19 protein-coding genes are annotated in these 23,987 nt (G+C 40.6%); 1 reads left to right on the top strand and 18 read right to left on the bottom strand.

What is annotated here, in order from left to right; all coding sequences use genetic code 11:
• Positions 1–5: 5 nt before the first annotated feature.
• Both yfmH and yfmF read right to left on the bottom strand, forming a co-directional pair.
• Positions 6–1,289, bottom strand: a complete 1,284-nt coding sequence (yfmH, locus tag PaeCFBP13512_RS09690; protein WP_137222749.1) for an EF-P 5-aminopentanol modification-associated protein YfmH — start codon at positions 1,287–1,289, stop codon at positions 6–8.
• Positions 1,290–1,291: 2 nt separating this feature from the next.
• Positions 1,292–2,575 (bottom strand): EF-P 5-aminopentanol modification-associated protein YfmF, encoded by a 1,284-nt coding sequence (gene yfmF / locus PaeCFBP13512_RS09685; RefSeq protein ID WP_069327326.1) that lies wholly within the window; start codon positions 2,573–2,575, stop codon positions 1,292–1,294.
• 395 nt (positions 2,576–2,970) lie between these two features.
• On the opposite strand from yfmF, the gene PaeCFBP13512_RS09680 reads away from it, so the two are divergent.
• Positions 2,971–4,047, top strand: a complete 1,077-nt coding sequence (locus tag PaeCFBP13512_RS09680) for a stalk domain-containing protein (protein WP_137222747.1) — start codon at positions 2,971–2,973, stop codon at positions 4,045–4,047.
• Between the two features lie 153 nt (positions 4,048–4,200).
• Here PaeCFBP13512_RS09680 and PaeCFBP13512_RS09675 read toward each other — a convergent pair whose 3' ends face one another.
• From PaeCFBP13512_RS09675 to rnpM, 16 genes are all read right to left on the bottom strand, one after another.
• Complete coding sequence (locus PaeCFBP13512_RS09675) at positions 4,201–7,005, bottom strand: FtsK/SpoIIIE family DNA translocase (protein ID WP_137222745.1); 2,805 nt, start codon at positions 7,003–7,005, stop codon at positions 4,201–4,203.
• Between the two features lie 171 nt (positions 7,006–7,176).
• A complete protein-coding gene (locus tag PaeCFBP13512_RS09670) occupies positions 7,177–8,856 on the bottom strand; it encodes a ribonuclease J (RefSeq protein ID WP_069327328.1) in 1,680 nt (559 codons plus the stop codon).
• A gap of 497 nt (positions 8,857–9,353) precedes the next feature.
• Positions 9,354–10,232: a 4-hydroxy-tetrahydrodipicolinate synthase gene (gene dapA / locus PaeCFBP13512_RS09665; protein WP_137222743.1), complete on the bottom strand. Its 879-nt coding sequence runs from the start codon at positions 10,230–10,232 to the stop codon at positions 9,354–9,356.
• Positions 10,233–10,286: 54 nt separating this feature from the next.
• Positions 10,287–11,525, bottom strand: coding sequence for an aspartate kinase (gene dapG, locus PaeCFBP13512_RS09660; RefSeq protein ID WP_069327329.1), 1,239 nt, complete (start codon positions 11,523–11,525; stop codon positions 10,287–10,289).
• 18 nt (positions 11,526–11,543) lie between these two features.
• Positions 11,544–12,590 carry an aspartate-semialdehyde dehydrogenase gene (locus PaeCFBP13512_RS09655; protein ID WP_069327330.1) on the bottom strand — a complete coding sequence of 349 codons (1,047 nt, stop codon included), beginning with the start codon at positions 12,588–12,590 and terminating at the stop codon, positions 11,544–11,546.
• A 204-nt stretch (positions 12,591–12,794) separates the two neighbouring features.
• Positions 12,795–13,250 carry a dUTP diphosphatase gene (gene dut / locus PaeCFBP13512_RS09650; protein WP_137222741.1) on the bottom strand — a complete coding sequence of 152 codons (456 nt, stop codon included), beginning with the start codon at positions 13,248–13,250 and terminating at the stop codon, positions 12,795–12,797.
• Positions 13,234–14,487, bottom strand: coding sequence for a M16 family metallopeptidase (locus PaeCFBP13512_RS09645; protein ID WP_069327332.1), 1,254 nt, complete (start codon positions 14,485–14,487; stop codon positions 13,234–13,236). Before PaeCFBP13512_RS09645 ends, dut begins: the two co-directional genes overlap by 17 nt.
• 220 nt (positions 14,488–14,707) lie before the next feature.
• Positions 14,708–16,816, bottom strand: a complete 2,109-nt coding sequence (gene pnp / locus PaeCFBP13512_RS09640) for a polyribonucleotide nucleotidyltransferase (protein WP_069327333.1) — start codon at positions 16,814–16,816, stop codon at positions 14,708–14,710.
• 223 nt (positions 16,817–17,039) lie between these two features.
• Positions 17,040–17,309, bottom strand: coding sequence for a 30S ribosomal protein S15 (rpsO, locus tag PaeCFBP13512_RS09635; RefSeq protein ID WP_069327334.1), 270 nt, complete (start codon positions 17,307–17,309; stop codon positions 17,040–17,042).
• A 157-nt stretch (positions 17,310–17,466) separates the two neighbouring features.
• Complete coding sequence (locus PaeCFBP13512_RS09630) at positions 17,467–18,423, bottom strand: bifunctional riboflavin kinase/FAD synthetase (protein ID WP_137222739.1); 957 nt, start codon at positions 18,421–18,423, stop codon at positions 17,467–17,469.
• 33 nt (positions 18,424–18,456) lie between these two features.
• On the bottom strand, positions 18,457–19,395 hold the full coding sequence (truB, locus tag PaeCFBP13512_RS09625) for a tRNA pseudouridine(55) synthase TruB (RefSeq protein WP_137222924.1): 939 nt from the start codon (positions 19,393–19,395) through the stop codon (positions 18,457–18,459).
• Positions 19,392–20,369: a DHH family phosphoesterase gene (locus PaeCFBP13512_RS09620; RefSeq protein WP_137222737.1), complete on the bottom strand. Its 978-nt coding sequence runs from the start codon at positions 20,367–20,369 to the stop codon at positions 19,392–19,394. The genes truB and PaeCFBP13512_RS09620 overlap by 4 nt, the downstream gene beginning before the upstream one ends.
• A 56-nt stretch (positions 20,370–20,425) precedes the next feature.
• Entirely contained in the window at positions 20,426–20,782 is a 357-nt protein-coding gene (gene rbfA / locus PaeCFBP13512_RS09615) for a 30S ribosome-binding factor RbfA (RefSeq protein WP_069327338.1), read from the bottom strand.
• 17 nt (positions 20,783–20,799) lie between these two features.
• A complete protein-coding gene (gene infB, locus PaeCFBP13512_RS09610) occupies positions 20,800–23,325 on the bottom strand; it encodes a translation initiation factor IF-2 (RefSeq protein WP_069327339.1) in 2,526 nt (841 codons plus the stop codon).
• Positions 23,300–23,641 (bottom strand): L7Ae/L30e/S12e/Gadd45 family ribosomal protein, encoded by a 342-nt coding sequence (locus PaeCFBP13512_RS09605; RefSeq protein ID WP_069327340.1) that lies wholly within the window; start codon positions 23,639–23,641, stop codon positions 23,300–23,302. Before PaeCFBP13512_RS09605 ends, infB begins: the two co-directional genes overlap by 26 nt.
• The gene (gene rnpM, locus PaeCFBP13512_RS09600) at positions 23,634–23,942 is read right to left on the bottom strand and encodes an RNase P modulator RnpM (protein WP_069327454.1); all 309 of its coding nucleotides are present in this window, start codon (positions 23,940–23,942) and stop codon (positions 23,634–23,636) included. Before rnpM ends, PaeCFBP13512_RS09605 begins: the two co-directional genes overlap by 8 nt.
• Positions 23,943–23,987 lie beyond the last annotated feature (45 nt).

The raw sequence follows: 23,987 nt of genomic DNA, 5'->3' as shown, positions 1-23,987 counted from the left end.
CTGATTCACGGACTAACAACCACCGAGACAGCTAGCTGATCCCAGTTCATATGTTCACGCAAACGAGCATTTACATCTTCAACCGTTAATGATTCGTAGATAGGAAGAATATCAAAGAAGTCACTATCACGGAAACGATTACGTGTAAATTCATGTGCAATACTTTCTGGAGAATTTAACATGCGCAAGTATCCACCGATTTTTTTACGTAAAGCTCGATCAAATGCATCTTGACTAAAGCCAGTAGCAACCACTTTATTAATCTCTTCTTGCAGACGTTTGACAAGTAGCTTAGGATCACGGGTATCTCCACCCATCATCGAATAGCCATATTCGGTTGTACTGCTATAATCACTTCCGAAATCATCTGAAATCAATTCTTCGTCATACAAAGTCTGGTACAACTGTGTACTGTTCCCTAGCAATAGATCGAGCATCAGCTTGGTTGTTAATGTACGACGTTGTAGAGCTTCACCTGTAAGACCATTTTTGACTTCTTTCAGACCTAGTAGACATTTAGGCTCTGATACAGGCAAGCGAACTTCGTGCCATGCTTCTCCTACAGCTACAGGTTCTTCTTCAAAGAAACGACTGATTGCACCTTGTGGTTGGTAATCTTTCGCTTTTTGATTCGAACGTATTTGCTCCATAACTGTAGCAGGATCAACTCCACCTACTACGAATAGCATCATATTCGAAGGATGATAAAACGTGTTGTAACACTCATACAATGTATCTTTAGTTATCGTACTAATCGATTCAATCGTACCTGCAATATCGATGCGTAATGGATTTTTTTGATACATAGCTTCAAGCAATCCATAATACACACGCCAGTCTGCATTATCTTGATACATTTGAATTTCTTGACCGATAATACCTTTTTCTTTATCTACATTTTCTTTGGTAAAATAAGGATTCTGTACATAATTCAACAATGTTTCTAGATTATCTTCAATCTGTTCTGTTGCTGAAAATAAATATACAGTCTGCTCAAAGCTAGTAAATGCGTTAGCAGAAGCTCCTTTAACTGAAAATTTAGAAAATACATCCACACCATCAGGTTCTTCAAACATTTTATGCTCCAAAAAGTGAGCAATACCATCAGGTACTTTAACTTCTTCTTGTCCTTCTACTTGGAAATGATTATCTACAGAGCCATATTTGGTTGCAAATGTAGCATATGTTTTTTGAAATCCTTCTTTGGGAAGCACATATACTTGTAGTCCGTTATCCATTGTTTCGAAATATAATGTTTCTTGTAAACGCTCATAGCGGATGCTTTCCATAATTATGCCTCCTTCTGTTCTGTCGTAAGGAAATAAATCGTATCCAGTGTCAAGACACTTGCCGCAGTCTGGATCTGCTCTTTTGTAACCGATTCTACTTCAGACAACAATTGCTCTACCGGACGATCTTTATCTGCAAAACGTCCATTGAAATCATAACCGATCATTTGATAAGCAGAATCACGAGATTCTAACAAATCGTTGCGAATCATTGCTTTGGTCTGACTGATCTCTGATTCACTGATTTCACCAGCTTGCAGAATAGCCAATTGTTCTTTGATAATATTTAGTGCTTTATCAAAGTTCTGTATTTCAATACCTGATTGGATCGTAGTAATTCCTTTGTAAGGATCAAATCGTGAACCGACATAGTAAGCTAGACTTTCTTTTTCACGTACATTGGTAAACAATTTGGAATGAGGGAATCCACCAAGAATACCGTTGGCTACCCATGCAGATGCATAACGGTTATCTCCATAAGTAATTGGTGTGCGTAATCCCATGTTCAATTTACCTTGACTGATTTCCATTTTTTCAACAATATGTTTAACTTCTGCACCAGCAGAACGTGGAATAGATATTTTGTAAGCATGTAAGGTATTGGTTTTGCGAGCAAATTGACTACTTACAAGCTCTAGAACCTCATCTAACGTAGTATCGCCTACCACATACAGATCCATCGTGCTATTTTCAAGCCATTGTTGGTAGCGTTCATAGACGTTAGCACCGTTCAATTGATCTAGATCACTAAGTTGACCCAGTGCATTTAAGCGGTAAGGCTCATCTTTACACATTTCTTGAATACAACGTTCAGCTGCATAACGAATTTTGTCATTCACTACAGACTCTAAGCGTTTACGAACATTTTCACGCTCAGCAGTCACATATTTTTCACGGAATGCATTATTTTCAAGCACAGGATTAGTCACTGCATCGCCTAAAAACGAAATACTTTGTTTTAAAAGCGACTCATCTGCGGATACAAACGAATCATTGATCGTATCCATACGGAATTGCACCATTTGATAATCGCCTTTTTTATATACGTCAAATCCAAAGCCTGCACCATACATATTTTCTAAAGCTTCACGAAATTGTGTTGTTTCTGGATACTTGGCTGTTCCTCTACGCAAAATAAAAGGAATCAAAGCTGTAGGAGTAACTGTATCTTCTGCAAGGGGGGTTCCCATATAAAGTGAAACGGCAAATGTTTTGAATCGTGTCGTTGGCATTACATGTACACGTATTCCATTCACTTCACCGCGTTCGAATCCGGTCTTATTCAACGTCAAAACTCCTTTATCAAGCCAATTTGGTGATACTCTAACTCTACTTATTTTATACTAATCGAAATACAAGAAGCAAACGAGATGACAGGTATTTCGTTATAGCGCTATATGAGTCAAAGTATTCAAAAAAGCCATTGGGTTTCTTTCACCCCTCCATCTGTGATAAAATTTAGTCTCTGATGAAGGAATATAGACGGTCTGATGTCGAATTTCTGGAGATCAGCAGATTTAAAGCAACATATTTTGGATACACTTCGTCATACTATATGAGGAATGGTCATGCTCAGTCTATCTGGCAAAACAAGCAGTATTATCAAGGGGTCATACTTTAGATTGCGTATAGTAAAAAAGTATATCTCCAAATCTAGAAAAAAAGGAGCTCGACGAACAACATGAAACTAAGAAAAAAACCTGTGATTATTGCTACTGTGTCCGCTCTTGCTATTTCCGGCAGTATTTTTGTAAATAGCACATATGCTTCTCAAGCGACCAAGCAACTCAAAGCGATGTACAACAACATTAAAGTCATTTACAACAACCAAGAAGTGACTGTAGATGCTAGCCAAGAACCTTTCATGGTTAACGGTACTACATACATTCCACTTCGTATGATGGGCGATGTATTTGATAAAAAAGTAACTTGGGACAATACGAACAAAATCGTAAATGTAGCTGACAAAACAACTCAAGTGCCTCAAACAACTGTAGATACGTTAAATTCTCAAATCCAAAATCTACAATTGCAATTGAATACAGCAACAGCGCAAAACACCACAAAAGATACAACGATTGCTCAATTGCAAGCGCAAATCACAAGCTTAAACACTCAAATTACAGATTTGAAAAACAATAATACGAGCTCCAATTCAAACAGCACAACATTGAATAAGTTACAAACAACACTTAACAATTCTTATGCTGATTACAAAGGTACAAGTGCTAATATTGAATTAACAGGTAATTCAGACAAATTGAAAGTGAATATCAAAGTCACTGAAAGTGTATGGAACGATTTGTCTACTTCGAACCGCAGAACATTGTTACAAAATATCGTAGATGCTATTCATGACAACAGCACTTATGATGAAGCTACAGTAACAGGAACCGTAGTTACCAAAAACTCTGTTAAGTTGCTAACTTTCTCAACCAATAGCAGTAACAGTATCATTATTGGTTCAAATGTTGATTTAAGTACAGTTCAAACTACATTGAATAACGACTTTGGTACGTACAAAGGTGTTAAATTGTCGATTGAATTGTCTAACGACAACGATGAAGAAATCGTATTCCGTATCTATGCTAACAAAGGTGATTGGAATTCATTAACTTCATACCAAACCAATACATTGTTCAATAGCGTTGCTGAAGAAATTGATAGCGCGTATAGCAATATGAACAAAAAGATTTATGGATTTGTGTATGATAGCTCCAACAAAACAAGTATTTTAGAGCGTTACAACGGTTCATAAGATTTCGTTCGTTGAACATCTAATACGCATAAAAAGAAGCGCTACTCGCTAATACTTAGGAGTGGCGCTTCTTTTTATTTATTATTAAGGGTAGATGAGATGATAAATCCACTCTGGGATAGATCACCTCTTGCACTACCTGTTCTACATCGATTATGAATTGCTAGCTAACTTTTGCTGATATTGCTCAATCGTAATCAAGACTTCACGAGGCTTACTGCCCTCATAAGGACCTACAATTCCATGAGCTTCTAAAGAATCGATTAGACGTGCTGCACGAGTATAGCCTACTCTCATGCGTCGTTGTAATAGAGATACCGAAGCTTGCTTACCTTCTACTACAATCTGCACAGCTTGATCATACAATTCATCCAATTGTTCATCCATGTTATTCACCGTATCGTCGATTTCAGGAACCAAGTCTTCTACATACTGCGCATCTCCTTGACCGCGACAGTAGGCAACAATCGCTTCTACTTCTTCGTCAGACATAAAGGCTCCCTGTACACGAGTCGGTTTGGAAGAACCTACAGGCATAAATAGCATATCCCCGCGACCAAGCAATTTCTCCGCTCCACCCATATCCAGAATAGTCCGTGAGTCGATCTGTGAAGACACACCGAATGCGATCCGTGAAGGAATATTAGCTTTGATGACCCCTGTAATAACATCGACTGAAGGACGCTGAGTTGCAATAATCAAATGAATACCTGCTGCCCGCGCCATCTGTGCTAAACGTGCAATTGCATCTTCCACATCTCCAGCAGCAACCATCATCAGATCGGCTAACTCATCGACAATCACCACGATATAGGGCAAAACAGCCGCTGGATTATCTTTCATCAGATTATTGTAGCCTTCCATATTACGGGTACCTGATTTGGAAAATAACTCATACCGTTTTTCCATTTCGACAACGATCTTTTTCAGTGCTAATGAAGCACGTTTGGGATCAGTCACGACCGGTGCTAACAGATGCGGAATCCCATTATAAATATTCAACTCTACCATTTTAGGATCGACCATTAAGAATTTGACTTCATCCGGCTTCGCTTTGTACAAGATGCTTGTAATAATACCATTAATACATACAGATTTACCTGAACCTGTGGCTCCAGCTACAAGTAAATGGGGCATTTTAGCCAAGTTCCCTACAATCGTCTGTCCTGCAATATCTCGTCCGAAAGCAATAGACAATTTGGCTTCTGACTCTTGGAAAATCGAAGTTTCCATCACTTCACGCATAGTAACCATCGCCACTTCATTATTCGGTACTTCTATCCCTACAGCGGCTTTACCTGGAATCGGTGCTTCCATCCGAATATCTTTAGCAGCCAGTGCTAATGCAATATCATCGGTTAATCCTACAATACGGCTTACTTTGACACCTACATCAGGTTGCAGTTCATAACGGGTTACTGCCGGTCCACGAACGACTTCAACGACTTTGGCACGTACTCCAAAACTTTCAAGTGTAGTCTCTAGCTTACGTGCAATCACCATATAGTCATTTTGATCATTAGCAGTACTAATATTCTTCGGCTTCGCTAATAAAGCAAATGAAGGCAATTTATAAGGCTTAGGCTGTGGTACAGGCGGAGGTACGATCGTGCTACCTTCTATTACTCCTGAAGCAATACCGGAACTCTGCTGATCTTCTACAGGGTTATTAGTCTCAGCTTCTATTGATTCTGCATCTGTATTGGTTAGATCTTCTTCTACCAGATGCAACGGCGTGACTGCCTGTTCATTCTGATCTGCCTGAAGAATAGCTGTTAAAGCTTCTGTTTCTATATCTGTTGATAAATGATCTGTAGTCGCATGTTCGCTATTGTATTCTTCCTCACTCTGCTCTCCACGTTCATACTGCATTTGTGCAAAAAAGTCACGGATAATCGGAGGCTTTTCAGCTAGTGATCCTTCGGAATCTACATTATCCCAAATATCACTTTCTGGCGTAGATGCTACAGCAGGTGAAGTCGATAGATTAGCTTGTTCATCAAGCTCGGTTTTTGAAGATAATCGACTTTTCGATCGAGTAGGCATAGCAGTCACAACAGATGCGGTTGCAAGTCTAGCTTCTGCTTCTTCATACTGTGCATCAATCGCAGCATATTGATTTTCTTCCGCTTCTTCGGTTTGACGCTTACGTTTCCAAGGAAAAAGACTAGACTTGGTACGTTGTGCTTCCTCTTCTTCGTCTTCTAGCTCATCTTCATAAGCTTCCATCTCTGCTGCTTCTGCTGCTTGCAGTTCACGTTCTTCTTGACGTTCTGCTTTGGCAATCTGCATCAGTTCTATCTTTTCCTGACTCCATGAAGAGAATTGTCTAACATGCAAACGAATACGTTGTACTAGATCAGCGACCGACAACTGAGTAATCAGCATCAGACTGATAATTACCATAACCGTAGCAATAAGTTTCGTTCCGATCACGCCGAACAACATCATAAATAACCACATCTGGACAGCACCAATATAACCACCTGCTGTTTGCCTTGCTGGCAACAAAGTTAATTGTTCTGCTGGCACATACATTAAAATACTGATCAGTGTAGCTGCACAGGTCAATAATACCAATCCAGATAATCTGCCGTTCCATCCTCGTGGCCATTTTCGTCTTAGCATAATAGCCAGTCCAATATAAATACCTACCAAAGGTAATACGAAATAGACTTTGCCTAAAATAAAGGCTGTTATGTAATGCAGAAATTCACCCACTGCGGCTTGTCTGGATAACGCAATCACCGAAAATGTAATCAAAATAATACCATAGACTTCATATTTTAATGTCGCCCAAGCGGATACTTTAGCTTTGGTATTTCGCTTCCGAGCAACAGGTTTACGCTTGGTTGTCGTTGTTGTTTTCCGAGTCGCTGAAGAAGTTTTGGACACCACTTTTTTTCGTGGTGAACTTTGCGCTGACTTGGATTTCTGGGTTGTTGTAGGCTTCGCCATCTGTCACCACCTCCGATGCACTATTATATCATATACCAAGCAAATTGAGACGATTTCACTCTCTAAAAAAAACGCAAAACCCCCGTTCATCACATGGGACCGTCCAATATACCATGTGATGAACGGGGGCGACTGGTTGCCTCTTACCCGTTTATTCTATATTTCATGAACTCAGACTTCCATAATGATCGGAAGGATCATAGGTCTACGGCGCGTTTGCTCATATAAGAAACGACCAAGAGAGTCTTTAACACTTGTTTTAAGTGAAGCCCACTCATTAACACGTTCGCTCATTAAGCGTTGCAATGTGCTTGTTACGATGCGGTTCGCTTCATCCAGCAATCCTTCAGATTCGCGAACATATACGAATCCACGAGAGATGATGTCTGGTCCAGATACAATCTGTCCATCTTGCTTGCTAAGCGTTACGACAACAACAAGGATACCATCTTGTGACAATAGTTTACGATCACGAAGAACGATATTTCCTACATCACCTACGCCTAATCCATCGATTAACACGTTACCAGAAGTGACTTTACCGGCTTTGCGTGCTACTCCACCTTGAATCTCAACAGTATCACCAATATCAATCATAAAGATATCTTCTGGAGCAATACCTACAGCTTCACCTAGTAAAGCATGTTTACGTTGCATACGGTGTTCACCATGAATAGGAATAAAGAATTTCGGTTTCATCAAGTTAAGCATTAATTTAAGCTCTTCTTGTGATCCGTGTCCTGATACATGGACACCTGAGTTAGAACCACTGTAGATAACATTTGCACCTAAGCGGAACAATTCATCAATCGTACGTCCGATATATTTTTCATTACCCGGTACAGGTGTAGCTGCAATAATAACAGTATCTCCCGGTAAAATATCGACTTTGCGGTGTGTCGAACGGGCCATACGTGTAAGTGCTGACATTGGCTCGCCTTGACTTCCTGTAGACAGGATAACTACACGATCTGCTGCCATTTTGTTCACTTCTTCTGGCTCGATAATCATCCCATCTGGAATTTCAAGATATCCAAGATCAGAAGCGATTCCTACTACATTTACCATACTTCTACCGATAACTGTGATCTTACGACCTGTTGCAGCAGCAGCGTTAACTACTTGCTGAATACGGTGAACGTTAGATGCGAATGTAGCGACAACTACACGTTGTGTTGCTTTACGGAAAATATCTTCTAACACAATACCTACATTGCGTTCTGAAGGTGTAAAGCCTGGTTTTTCAGCATTTGTACTATCGGATAGTAGTGCAAGAACACCTTTACTACCAATTTCAGCCATACGTTGCAAGTTAGCGAATTCACCATTTACAGGCGTATGATCAAATTTAAAGTCACCTGTGTGTACAACGTTACCTTCTGGAGTAGCGACACATACACCTACAGAATCAGGAATACTATGGTTCGTACGGAAGAATGTAGCAGTGAGGGTGTTACCTAATTTAAGCTCTGAATCTTCATTGATCAGAATACGTTTAGTTTCGCCAAGCAGATTTGCTTCTTTCAGCTTGTTCTCCACTAATCCAATCGTTAATTTGGTACCGTATACAGGTACATTTAAATGTTTCAATACATATGGCAAACCACCGATATGATCTTCGTGACCATGCGTCAAAATGATAGCACGTACTTTGTCACGGTTTTCTGTAAGGTATGAAATATCAGGGATAACGATATCGATCCCTAGCATATCTTCCTCTGGGAATTTAAGACCTGAATCAATTACGACAATGTCATTACCATATTGAATGACGTACATATTTTTACCAATTTCACCAACGCCGCCCAAAGCAAAGATCGTCAGTTTTTCGTTATTCGTTTTTTTCGACAATGTTATCTAGACCTCCTATAAGTATTGGACGTATTACTAAATATTTTTAAACAAATTTAATGTGTATATACAATAATTACAAAACTTTCGATAAAGGTGGGTTCCTTTTTCAAAACGGATATCTATCAAACCGTTTCGATTCCGCAAGGAATCAGCACCCGAAAGCTTTATCGGTTCGTTGACCGTCTGCTGAGTTGCACAAATACTCTGCCTGACAAAGTACCCATTCAGCAAACCTCTATTTCTTTATACCGCACCCAGTCACTTGAGATTATTATACATGATTAAAAAACAAAAACACAAGTCATGTTTGCTTGAGTCTGCTAAAGCCTTTATAAACTGCCCTGTTTCATTCAAATTTTATCTATTCATTTCCAATATTTTATTTCTAGCTTCTTATGTATGCGTAAAAATTTATCGCTTTAAAATAAAAAAGCTGCTCCTAATTAAGAGCAACTTTTTTATGTCTAGAACGATTATATGATCGATCATCTACTTTATACAAATAATTGATCGATAAATTGTTGTTCTTGATCGGTAGGCGGTAATAATGGCAGTCTAACGTTACCATTACCAAAGCCACGTTTAGATAGTGCATATTTCACCGCAGATGGATTAGGAAGCGGCTCAGGGCTTTCAAATAACCCTTTGAAAATAGGGAACAGCTTTTGATTCAGCTTAGCTGCTTCTACAGGACGACCTGCAAGATAAGCTTCGATCATATCAGTCATCTCTGCACCTACCACATGACTAGCTACACTGATAATACCATGAGCCCCTACAGCAAGAGCAGGTAAACCTGAAGAATCATCACCTGAATAGACTTGGAAGCCTTCTGGCGCATGAGCAACAATCTGGGTAACTTGTTCAAGTGAAGCACATTCTTTGGTTCCAACAATATTGGAAATTTCGGCAAGCTTAAGTGTTGTTGTTACAGACATACTTGTAATTGTACGACCTGGAACATTGTACATAATAACTGGCAGTTCTGTGGCTTGAGCGATCACTTTAAAATGCTCATATATACCGGCTTGATTAGGTTTGTTGTAATAAGGAACAACAATCAATACACCGTCTATGCCTAATTTGGAAGCTTCCCGGGTCAAATGTATCGAATGACGTGTCTCATTACTACCTGTTCCAGCGATAATTTTACATCGTCCTGCTGCATGTTTAACCGAAAACTCAAACATTTGCAGTTTTTCTTCATCGCTAAGTGTAGGCGATTCACCGGTTGTACCACATACTACTAATGATTCTGATTTTTGAACATCAATTAAATAATCGATTAATCTTGCTGTAGCATCCCAATCAATCTCATCTTGTTCATTAAAAGGGGTAATCATCGCTGTCATTAATCTTCCAAAGTCTACCACTCTATTTCCTCCTTCAAATACGGAGCTATCCGATGACCTGTATTCAGCACATGATTATAGATGCAATTGGAATTGAGAATGTAGTGCGCGAACAGCTTGCACCATATCTTCTTTTTTCACAAGCACCCATATGGTTGTATTCGAATCGGCTGATTGCAATATCGGAATATTTTGTCCTGTCAAAGCAGCTACAATTCGAGCCATAATTCCAGGTACTCCATTGATTCCGCCACCGATCACAGAAACTTTCGCGCAACCTGATAATCCTGTAGGTTGCAGACCCATTTCTTCTAATACTGCAAGTGCACGTTCTGCTTCGCTATCAAATACGGTATATACAGCTCCAAATGGCGTTACATTAATAAAATCAACACTAATACTATTTTCAGCCATGGCTTGGAACACTTTCAATTGAAGATGTTCGACACCTTCTTGTTGACCGACTGTAATCTGTGTAACGTTATTCACATAAGCGATACCTGTAACCAGACGATCAACAACACCTGTTGGTGTATCTGCAAAACGTTCAGACTGTGTAACAAGTGTGCCTTCTGTATCTGCAAATGTAGAACGTACACGTACAGGCACTTGAGCTTGCATTGCAATCTCTACAGCACGAGGATGAATCACTTTGGCACCTTGATGTGCCATATTACAAATCTCGTTATAACTAACATAAGCAAGTGGCTTGGCATCTTCTACAATACGTGGATCAGCCGTCAATATACCATTAACATCAGTATAGATATCAACCATATCGGCATGTAGTGCTGCTCCAAGAGCTGTAGCCGAAGTATCACTTCCACCACGTCCTAATGTGGTGAGATCTCCTGCTTCACTTTGTCCTTGAAATCCTGTAACGATCACGACTTTGCCACTATCCAGTTCACGACTCACACGATCTGGACGTACAGCAAGAATACGTGCATTTCCAAAATTATCATCGGTAATAAATCCAGCCTGTGCTCCAGTCAGAACAATCGAAGCGATTCCTTCACTGTTTAAAATACCGCTTAACGTGACTGCCGAAATCATTTCTCCGCATCCCATTAACAAATCACGTTCACGTGGAGAAGGGATACTGCCGTTAAGTACAGTACTTTCAAGCAATGTATCGGTGGCATAAGGATCACCACTACGTCCCATCGCTGAAACTACGATTACGAGCTTGACCTGCTCGGCAAGCTCGCGTTTGATATGACGAAGTACATGGACTCTCGCTTCAGGTGTAGACAGCGAAGTTCCTCCAAATTTCTGCACTAAAATATTTTGCTTTTCTACCACAGTAGACATAATAACTATGCGCCTCCGTTAGCTAATTGCTGGTGTTTTTGCTGCAATAATCTCGGCAATTTGCACGGCGTTCCAAGCTGCACCTTTAAGCAAGTTGTCAGATACAATCCACATATTCAAACCACGTTCATGACCTAGATCACGACGTAAACGTCCTACAAACACATCATTTTTGCCAGCTGCTTCTGTAGCTAGTGGATACGCTTGATTCGCTGGATCATCAACTAAAGTAATACCTGGCGCATGTTGCAACAATGTTTTCACTTCATCTAGATCATAATCTTGTTTTAATTCTACATATACAGATTCCGAGTGACCATAGACAACAGGCACACGTACACAAGTTGTCGTTACATGGATCGACTCATCTTCCATAATTTTTTTCGTTTCATTTACCATTTTCATTTCTTCCAATGTATATCCGTTGTCCTGAAATTTATCGATTTGAGGGATCACGTTAAAAGCAATTTGGTGTTTGACCGGTAATGAGCCTACAGGCAAAATATCCGGAGTCACTTCTTCGCCTTCAAGTACCGATTTGCTTTGACGCTTCAATTCATCAATCGCCTGATTCCCTGCTCCAGATACCGCTTGATACGTCGAAGCGATAATACGATCGATACCATAACGATCATAAAGTGGTTTCAGTGCTGCAACCATCTGGATTGTAGAGCAGTTAGGGTTGGCAATAATACCGTTATGATCTGCTATACGGTCACTATTGACCTCAGGAACCACGAGAGGGGTATTAGGGTCCATACGGAAAGCATTTGTATTATCAATGCATACAGCGCCATGTCTGACGGCGTGAGGAGCGAGTGCCTTACTGATATCTCCTCCTGCGCTAAATAAAGCGATATGTACACCGTCAAAACTATCCGGTGTCGCTTCTTCTACTGTAACTTCCTGACCTTTAAAGAGCACCTTTTTACCGGCAGAACGCGCAGAAGACAATAACTTCAATGTTTTTACCGGAAAATCTCGTTCCTCAAGCAATCTTACGATTTGTTGACCCACTGCTCCTGTCGCTCCTACGACAGCTACATTAAACGATTGATTAGACATCTGGCATATCTCTCCCCTTCGATTTCAAAAAGTTCATTTACATCTGAATGTAAACGTAAACGGCAGTCGCAAAGACTACCGTCAACTTTTAGCCAGCTTTCACTGGATTATAATTTCAGTGTTCTGCAATAATTGTAGAAATAATATCATTCCCTGTTACATCTTTCAACTGTTTTCGCAAAAACATTTTAATCATGTAAAGCTTTACTTCGTTCCTGTATGTCCAAAACCACCAGCACCGCGTACTGTTTCTGATAATTGTTGTACTTCAATCAAATCCACTTCAGGTACAATCTGGAATACCATTTGTGCTATACGTTCACCACGATCGATCGCAAAAGCTTCTTCACCCAAATTGATCAACAACACTTTGATCTCTCCACGATAATCTGCGTCAATCGTACCCGGTGTATTGAGACATGTAATTCCATGCTTATACGCAAGTCCACTACGTGGGCGAATCTGTGCTTCAAGTCCAGCAGGCATCGCTAATGCTAGTCCTGTTGGTACCAATGCTCTTTTGCCTGGTTCTAATACCATCGGTTCTGTTACCGCAGCATACAGATCGAATCCAGAAGCCAGTTCAGACATTTTGCGGGGTAATTCTAATCCTTCACTGCCGGGTAAAGCCATAATTTCAACATTAATAGACAAGTTCATCTCTCCTAACATGAGCAAGACTTCGTTCAGAATGACCTACCATTGCCAGCGCATAAGGCTCTGCAAACATATCATCAATCACCGAGCGAATATCTTCCATCGTCACTTCTTCAATATATTGTAATGTCTGATCGACTGTATTGTGTTTGCCAAGCATAATTTCATTTTTGCCCAGACGATTCATAATACTGCTTGTACTTTCAAGACTCAATACAAGACTGCCTTTCAGTTGTTGTTTCCCTTGATATAACTCTTGTTCAGTAATGCCATTGACTTTGACATCATGTAACAGAGCATGTGTCAATTCAAAAACGTCTTTGGTCTGCTTCGGTGCTGTTCCTGCATAGATCGTAAATAATCCACTATCTGCATGAGCTGTATAATAAGAATAGACCGAATACGCCAATCCTCTTTTTTCACGAATCTCTTGAAAAAGACGTGAACTCATGCCTCCGCCCAGTGTATTGTTCAGAAGCACCATAGCGTAATACCGTGGATCATCTATTTTACCACCCGGGAAGTTCATACAGATATGATTTTGTTCTGTTTTTTTCTTATGAAAAATCTGTCCGCCTGCAAAAGCAGGTATGGTTAAGTCTTGCTTGGTTCCATGATTATCAAAAGCACCGAAATGTTTCTCCAGCAAAGGAATCACACTGTCATCTATATTACCCGCGACACTGATCACTGTATTTTCGATTGTATAGTGTTCTTTCATATAGGCTCTAAGCTCTTCACTACCCATAGGATGAAGACGTTCTTCGGTTCCCAAAATAGGATAAGCTAATGGGTGATCCCCATACGAAGACATCGTGACTAGATCGTGTACCAGATCATCTGGATCATCTTCATACATTGAAATTTCTTCAAGAATAACATTTTTTTCTTTTTTCAATTCTTCCGGATCAAGCAATGAGTTGAAAAACATATCCGATAAAATATCGACAGCGATGGATAAATGCTCATCTAATACCTTAGCGTAAAAACATGTATATTCTTTGGCGGTAAAAGCATTCACATCGCCACCGATACCATCAAATACTTCAGCAATTTTTTGCGCATCAAAGCGCTCTGTTCCTTTAAATAACATATGCTCGATAAAATGTGAAATTCCATTGGTCACTAAATTTTCATAACGTGAACCTGTTTTGATCCAGATTCCAATCGTGACAGAACGGAAGGTCGGCATTTTTTCCATAACTATTCGTAGACCATTGTGTAGTTGAACTCGTTCCATGCGAGGGCCTCCCATTCGATAAATGCATACCTATCCTACCAGACTTTTAAAAACCGCTCAAGACTCCGCTATATGTGCAGAGCTTGTAGATCTATCTTTAACGTACTCATTTTAGTATTTAAAATAAAATGCTACAAAAAAAGAGTCAGAATAAAATCTTCTGGCTCTTTGAATTGTTTACTTTATCTCAGTATTACTAAATAAATAGCAAAACATGAACTTAAGATTGTGTTTTAGCTGTTCCTTCAGCAACAAGTACTGCTTTGCGAGAAAGATTTACACGACCTTGATTATCAATTTCTGTTACTTTAACTGTAATCGAATCACCGATAGCAATAACATCTTCTACGTTAGCTACACGCTCTGTAGAGAGTTGAGAAATGTGTACCAGTCCATCTTTACCTGGGATAATTTCTACAAATGCACCGAATTTCTCAATACGTTTTACTTTACCTAAATACGTTTCGCCAACTTTCACTTCACGCACTAAGTTTTCGATCATCGTTTGAGCTTGTTTGATCATCGCTTCATCCGAAGAACCGATAAATACGCGACCATCTTGCTCGATATCAATTTTTACGCCAGTCTCATCAATAATTTTGTTGATGATTTTACCACCCGGTCCGATTACATCGCGGATTTTGTCTGGATTGATATTGATAATCATAATTTTCGGAGCATATGCAGAAAGGCTTGTTCTTGGCGTTTGAATGATTTCCATCATTTTGCTAAGAATAAACAAACGTCCTTCACGTGCTTGTGACAATGCATCCGATAAAATTTGACGGCTGATTCCATCAATTTTGATATCCATTTGAATAGCTGTTACACCTTCAGCCGTACCTGCTACTTTAAAATCCATATCTCCTAAATGATCTTCCATACCTTGGATATCACTTAGAATCGATACATGCTCTTGATCTTTAATAAGACCCATTGCAATACCGGCTACAGGAGCTTTAATTGGTACACCCGCATCCATCATCGCAAGCGTACTTGCACAGATACTTGCTTGTGAAGTTGAACCATTAGATTCCAATACTTCAGATACTAGACGAATCGTATATGGGAATTCTTTTTCAGAAGGAATAACTTTCATCAATGCACGTTCGCCTAGAGCACCGTGACCGATTTCACGACGACCTGGTGGACGAAGTGGACGAGCTTCACCTACGCTAAATGGAGGGAAGTTGTAATGATGCATAAAGCGTTTAGAAGATTCTGGTGCGATACCATCCAAGATTTGTCCGTCTCCAAGTGCACCCAATGTACAAATGCTCAATGCTTGAGTTTGTCCACGAGTAAACAATCCAGATCCGTGAGTTCTTGGTAGTAAGTTCACATCACATTCAATCGCACGAATTTCAGCTAAACCACGACCATCTGGACGTACTTTTTCATGAGTAATCAGACGACGTACTTCTTCTTTTACGATATCATGCAATATTTCTTTAACATCCTTCATGAGGTCAGGAGTCTCTATGTACTTCTCCTCAAAAAAGGCTACAGCTTCATCATTAACTACATCAATAGCATCTTGACGAGCTTGTTTCTCAGCCACACGTACAGCGTCAACCAAACGAGCTTGAGCATATTCACGTACTGCTGCATTCACATCACTGTCCACCGTATGAAGTTTAACTTCCATTTTAGGTTTACCAGCTTTGCTTACAAGTTCTTCAATCGCTGCTACGATATGTTGAATTTCGTCATGACCAAACATGATCGCTTCTAACATAACGTCTTCAGGCATTTCGTTCGCTTCTGCTTCAACCATCATGATCGCTTCTCTTGTTCCTGCAACCACAAGATAAAGATCACTTACTTCTTGTTGAGCTACTGTTGGGTTCACAATAAACTGACCGTCGATACGTCCAACTGCTACGCTACCTACAGGACCGTTAAAAGGAACATCAGAAATGCTCAATGCTGCTGAAGTACCGATCATTGCTGCAATTTGAGGCTCACAATCTTGCTCAACGCTCATAACAAGGTTCGCAATCTGAATATCATTACGGAAACCTTCAGGGAATAACGGACGAATAGGACGGTCTGTCAAACGGCTTGCCAAGATCGCTTTCTCGCTTGGACGACCTTCACGTTTGATAAATCCGCCTGGAATTTTACCTACTGCATATAATTTTTCTTCGTAGTTTACGGTAAGTGGGAAAAAGTCTAAGTCTTTAGGACCTGATGATGCCGTTACTGTACATAGAACTGCTGTATCACCGTAACGTACCATAACTGCTGCATTTGCTTGTTTAGCTAAACGACCTGTTTCAAATGTCAGCGTTCTTCCTCCGAGCTGCATTTCAACTCGCTGTTCCATGAAATTCCTCCTTTTTTAAGTCCATTATTTGTATTCTATAAAAAGGTGATGATTCCCTGCTTCAAGGAAATCTCACCGCTAGACTCTATGCTTATATGATCACTAATAAGTATAAAAATTGCAAAAATACCTCTACTTACAAAAAGCAACCCGGCCGTCACCGTCGGCTCCGAAAAGACCATACGGCTGAACAACCAGGCTGCTTTGGACATACTTTTTAATTTTAGCGACGAAGACCTAATTTTTCGATCAATGCGCTATAACGTTTAACGTCAGTCTTTTTGATGTAAGCCAAAAGCTTACGACGTTGACCAACCATTTTCAACAATCCACGACGGGAATGATGATCCTTCTTGTGAGCACGAAAATGCGTTTGCAGATTCAAAATGTTCTCAGTAAGGATAGCGACTTGCACCTCAACAGATCCTGTATCGGATTCGTGAGTTCTGTGCTCTTCGATCAATTGGTGCTTGCGTTCTTGTGTTAATGCCATCCTATTCACCTCCTAATAGTGTAATTCATAATAACCGTTAGCCTCGTTATCGACGGTGAGATCGTATAACCAAGCCAAGGTTTTGAAGACTGTCATTTATTAGAATGACAACGTTGATTAGTATAGCATAAGTCGATATTAAATATCAACGGTATTCTTATGATTCATGATCAAGATTCGATAATAATAAACGTGCACCGTCTGCATCTTTACGAATTTGAGTAACTAACTCTTCAATTCCGCTGAACTTCTGCTCGGGACGAATATAATCTATTAATTCCACAGCTAGATGCTGTCCGTAGAGATCGCCTTGAAAATCAAGAATGTGAGCTTCGAAACTAGGTCGTGTCTCTCCTGTTTGGAACGTAGGCTTGTATCCGATATTCATAACACCAGCACGCCAAGCTCCTTCAGCAAGTACACGAACTGCATATACTCCAGAAGACGGCACTACATAATTTCCATCCAGTTCTAGATTAGCGGTCGGGAATCCAATCGTACGTCCACGCTTATCACCATCGACCACTTTACCACGAATCTGGTAAGGACGACCTAATAGCTTATACGCATGAGCGACATTGCCTTCTCGCAAAGCACCACGAATAGCCGAACTGCTTACTTTGTTTCCTTCTAATAAAAAAGCAGGAACTGTTTCTACAGACAATACATTTTCACCCAATGTACGTAGTAGATCTGGATTCCCTTCGCCTTTGTATCCAAAATGGAAATCAAAGCCGACCACTACCGTATGGACTTGTAATGGGCATAACATTTGTTCATAAAATTGCTGTGGTGTGACCTGTGAAAAAGCATGATTGAATTCAGCGATATATAATGTATCTACACCCATCGCACGCAACAATTCTTCCTTCATTGCAAGCGGTGTAAGATAACCTTCATAATCGCCTTTTCCCATCACTTCTTTGGGATGAGGATTGAAAGTCATCACAGAAGCAGGAACACCCAGTCGTCTAGCTAGACGAATACCGTGATCAATCACACTTGCATGTCCAAGATGAAGCCCATCAAACTGTCCAATCACAAGTACTTGTGGTTTGGAAGCATGTTTCACTACATCTTCAGGCCATGGATAAGATAAATGTACTGTATTCATTACGATATCACCTGCAATTCCACAATGGATTCGTTACGGTAAAAATACTTTAACAGGTACAATTTCTTGTGCGGGTTGTTCCAAACGGAAAATACCGATAAAAATCCCATCTGGTGCATACAATTTAAATACAGATGACTCTGTTGTCATATCAGCTAGAAGTTGTGATTCATCGTGTGGCTGAATCGCATCGATGCTGATACGTTTACCCTGTAGTGTATGCTTATATACCGAAGCATCTACTGTATAAGAAGGTAGATTAGACATAGCTTGATCTGGCTTGATCAAATGTTGTTCTAATACGCCTTGCTCTACAGCTTCTGCAATTTGTTCAAATGTTACACATTGATCGAGTGAAATACCCGCTGATTGTGTGCGAACCAATTCAACCATCACCGAAGGTACATGCAGAGCACGTCCAATGTCTACACAAAGCGTACGAATATAAGTTCCTTTTGAACATAATGCTCGGAAAGAAACTTCAGGATGATCCCCTGCTTTGAAATCAATAATTTCCAATTCATAGATCGTTACTTCTCGCGCTTTGCGTTCAATCGTTTTGCCTTCTCGTGCTAATTCATACAGACGTTTACCATCTACTTTAATCGCAGAGTACATCGGGGGTACTTGAGAGATCGTTCCAATCATTTGCCCCAGTACATGACGCACTTGTTCTTCCGATACATCTACTGTATCGATCTGCTCTGTAATCGTACCGGTCATATCTTCGGTATCTGTAGCTAATCCTAATCGAAGTGTAGCTACGTATTCTTTGGGCATTTCTTGCAAATATTCAACAATTCGTGTTGAACGTCCCAGACATAATGGTAATACACCTGTTACGGCTGGATCAAGTGTACCGGTATGTCCTATTCTTTTCATGCTTACAAGACGCCGAACTTTGGCAACCACATCGTGAGAAGTGAAGCCCGCCGGTTTATGTACCGCAAGCACTCCATCAAATTCATTCATAATGACTCCTTCACCTGCTGGATCACCTGTGCTGTAACTTCTTCCAGAGTCCCTTCCAAACGGCAACCTGCAGCTTTAATATGACCTCCACCGCCAAAATGCTGAGCAACGGCTGCCACATTGACTTTACCTGCAGAACGGAGACTTGCTTTAACAGCAGTATCATTAATTACCTTAAAAAAGATGCCCACTTCGACGCCTTGAATATTACGAGGATAGTTAACAATACCTTCTAAGTCTTCATTATCGGCTCCAGCTATAATCATATGTTCAGGTGTAACATGGACATGAGCAATTTTGCCATCTTCACACATTTGTAATGTCGATAATGCCATCCCTAATACTTTCACTTGTGGTAAAGTCACTTCTTCTAGCAATGTTTCTGCTAAATCCGGTCCATTTACACCAAGATCCAATAATCGTGAAGCAATCTCCATTACTTTAGGAGAAGTACTGGAGTAACGGAATCCGCCTGTGTCTGTTAACAGACCCGTATAGATAGCTTCAGCCGCTTCTTTGGTCCATTTCACATCAAAACATTCAATCCAGTCATATAAAATTTCAGCAGTTGCAGCTGCATCTGCTTTGATCAGATTAACTTCGCCATAATTATCATTGGTCGGGTGATGATCAATATTCAAAATAGAAGCTGTATCACTCATCCAATTACTAACTAAACCTACGCGTTTGAAATCTGCACAATCTACACAAATAATATGTTGATATTGACGTTCACTACCATCCTCTTGTTGATCAATAATCTGATCAGATAAGGTTAGATAGTGCATTCTTTTGGGAATCGGTCCTTCATTCACCAGTGTGAATTTTTTGCCTAGACAAGACAGAAGCCAGCCCACTACTACAGTGGAACTGACTGCGTCTCCGTCCGGCTGAACATGCGAAACCACTAGAAAATCATCGTGCTCCTCAATAAATGCTTTCGCATTCAGAAGCCCTTGTTCATAGGTCTGCATCGCCGTCTCCTTTAAAGATCAAGCTATATGGCTTGATCCTTGTAAAAGTGATTAAATTACTCGTTCGTTTCGTCTTTTTTGATCTCACCCAAAAGCTCTTCGATGCGACTACCATAAGCAATCGATTCGTCGATTTTGAAAATCAACTCTGGAGTGTGACGCAAACGGATACGTTTGCCCAATTCAGAACGAAGGAACCCTGTTGCTTTTTCGATACCTTTTACAGAATTCGCTTTTTGCTCTTCATCACCCATCACACTAAGGTATACCTCAGCTTGTGATAGGTCATTAGTGACATCTACACCTGTTACCGTTACAAAACCTATACGTGGGTCTTTCATTTCACTTTGAATAAGCAAGCTTAATTCTTTTTTGATTTGTTCTCCGACTCTACCTGTTCGGATTTTAGCCATGTTTTTTCACCTCGCACTTAGCGCTCTACGGTTTCCATTATGAATGCTTCTATAATGTCGCCTTCTTTGAGGTCATTGTAGCCATCTAATGTAATACCACATTCATACCCTTGAGCCACTTCTTTAGCATCGTCTTTGAAACGTTTAAGTGAATCTAATTTACCTTCAAAGATAACAATACCATCGCGGATCAGACGGCTTTCAGCAGCGCGGACCATTTTACCGGAAGTAACCATACATCCTGCAATAGCTCCAACTTTACTGATTTTGAATACGCTACGTACTTCAGCGTGACCAACAACAACTTCTTTATATTCTGGATCCAGCATGCCTTTCATAGCTTGCTCGATTTCTTCAATAGCATTATAGATAACACGATGTAGACGGATATCTACTTTTTCTTGCTCAGCGGTTTGCGTTGCTTGACTATCTGGACGAACGTTAAAACCAATAACGATCGCATTAGAAGCAGCAGCAAGGATAATATCAGAATCGTTAATCGCACCTACACCACGGTGGATAATTTTGACGCGAACGCCTTCGACTTCGATTTTTTCCAATGAACCTTTAAGAGCTTCAACCGAACCTTGAACGTCACCTTTGATAATTACGTTAAGGTCTTTGATTTCACCATCTTTGATATGTTGGAAAAGATCATCCAATGTTACACGAGTGTTAGCACCCAATTCAGACTGACGGTGTGTAATCGCACGTTTGTCAGCGATTGAACGAGCTTTACGCTCATCTTCAAACACCATGAACGGATCTCCCGCTAAAGGAACTTCAGTCAGACCTGTAATTTCTACTGGTGTAGAAGGGCCTGCTTCTTTAAGACGGCGACCTTTATCATTTACCATGGCACGGATACGTCCGAAGCAGTTACCTGCAACAAATGCGTCTCCGATTTTGAGTGTACCGTTTTGTACAAGAATACGTACAACCGGACCGCGACCTTTATCTAGCTCTGCCTCGATAACCGCACCACGAGCACGTTTGTCAGGGTTTGCTTTATAGTCGTTCACTTCAGCAACCAACAAGATCATTTCAAGCAAGTCTTCAATACCTTCGCGTTGTTTTGCAGATACATTAACAAAGATTGTATCTCCGCCCCACTCTTCCGGCACCAATTCATACTCTGTTAACTCTTGTTTTACTTTATCAGGGTTCGCACCTGGTTTATCAATTTTGTTTACAGCAACAATAATAGGAAGACCCGCTGCTTTCGCATGGTTAATCGCTTCTACTGTCTGTGGCATAACGCCATCATCTGCTGCAACTACGATAATTGTAATATCTGTAACTTGTGCACCACGAGCACGCATAGCTGTAAACGCTTCGTGACCCGGTGTATCCAAGAAAGTAATTTTCTTTTTGTTAATTTCAACTTGATATGCACCGATATGCTGAGTGATACCACCAGCTTCGCCACCAGTTACGTTCGTAGAACGGATAGCATCAAGCAATGTTGTTTTACCATGATCGACGTGACCCATGATCGTTACAACTGGAGGACGTGTGCTCAAATCAGCTTCATCATCGACTTCTTCAACGGTTTCAAAACGATCATCTTCAACTGCGATTTTGATTTCAACTTCTACGCCATAGTCGCTAGCAAGCAACTGAATCGTATCCAAATCAAGCTCTTGGTTAATCGTAGCCATTACGCCACTTGTGATCAACTTTTTGATAACTTCTGAAGCATCTTTATGAAGCAATTTAGCTGTTTCACCAACAGTCATTTCACCGCGAACGATGATTTTCTTAGGTGTATTATCAATTTTCTCACGAGGAGGTTGGTTGCTATATTGATTTTTACCGCGACCTTTACCACCACGTCCACTGTTACGGTTACTATTGTTGTTGCTACCATAACGGTTACCACCGCCGCCACCGGAGCGATTGCCTCCGCCTTGACCGCCACCAGTACTGTTATTGCGTTTAGGACCAGCATTACTACTTCCAGTACCGCCACTAGCATTGCGGTTACCATTGCTACTTGTACTGCTGTTACCTGTAGGACCAGCGCTTCTTACTTGACCTGAAGGCTGACGGTTCTGAGAACTGGATTGAGATGGCGGACGAGAAGCACTGCTTGGTTGGCGACTGCTTTGTCCTGATGTTGAAGATGTTCTAGAACTGCTGTTGTTACTTCCCGTACTTGGACGGTTACTTGATTGACTAGACGACGAGTTACTACGGTTACTGCTAGAGGAACCGTTTTGGGGTTTGTTATTCCCACTATTTGAGTTGTTCTGCGTTTTCGTATCCATACCTACCTGCTTTTCCTGTTGAATTTTTTCACGAGTACGATCCGCACTCGCGTTTTGGGTTGTTGAATTGACATGCTTATCCGCAGCATTTGATTTGATATCTTTGAAAAACTTTTCCACTTTGGATACAGCATCATTTTCCATAACACTCATATGATTATTGACCGGTACATCCAGTCTTTTCAAGATCGTAATGATTTCCTTACTACTCATATTGAGAGATTTCGCATATTCATAAACTCTCAGTTTATCCTTCTGCTCCTGTGTGCTCAATATATTCCACCTCCGAGGAATTCCCCATTCGTTTGCGGAATAACTCTGCGAAACCCTTGTCTGTCAGAGCCAACACGACTCGTCCATCTCTACCAATACTTGAGCCGAGCTGATCACGGTCATACCCGATAAGAAGCGGAATACTGTAACTTCCGCATTTATCACGGAATTTTTTCTGTGTATTATCTGAAGCATCTCCAGCTAATACGACAAGGGTGGCTTCTTGAGAACGAATCGCTTTGAGAACCAATTCGTCTCCAGATAACACTTTGCCGGCTCGCATCGCAAGCCCGAGTAGGGATAGTTCGTTATTCATTAGCGCCTCTTTCCTGTACTGTACAAAAATCGTTCTCTACACTGCTAAATTCATGGGCAAGCTGCTCATATATTTCCGCACTAACAGGCGCTTTGAGTGCACGATCAAACGCACGACTCTTTTGTGCCAAACGAAAACAGGCCATGTTGCCACAAATATACGCACCACGTCCCGATTTTTTACCGGTCAAATCCATTTCTACCTGATCGTCTGGCGTACGTACAATACGCACTAGACTTTTCTTAGGCATCATTTGCTGGCAAGCTACACATTTGCGCAGCGGTACTTTCTTGGTTTTTATCATCATCTCATGTCCCCCTTCGAACTCCCCATATTGTTATCATAA

It is taken from the genome of Paenibacillus sp. CFBP13512, assembly GCF_005233705.1.
GTDB lineage: Bacteria > Bacillota > Bacilli > Paenibacillales > Paenibacillaceae > Saccharibacillus > Saccharibacillus nuruki.
The sequence above is the reverse complement of the archived record's forward strand: the minus strand, read 5'-3'. Positions and strand labels throughout refer to the sequence as shown.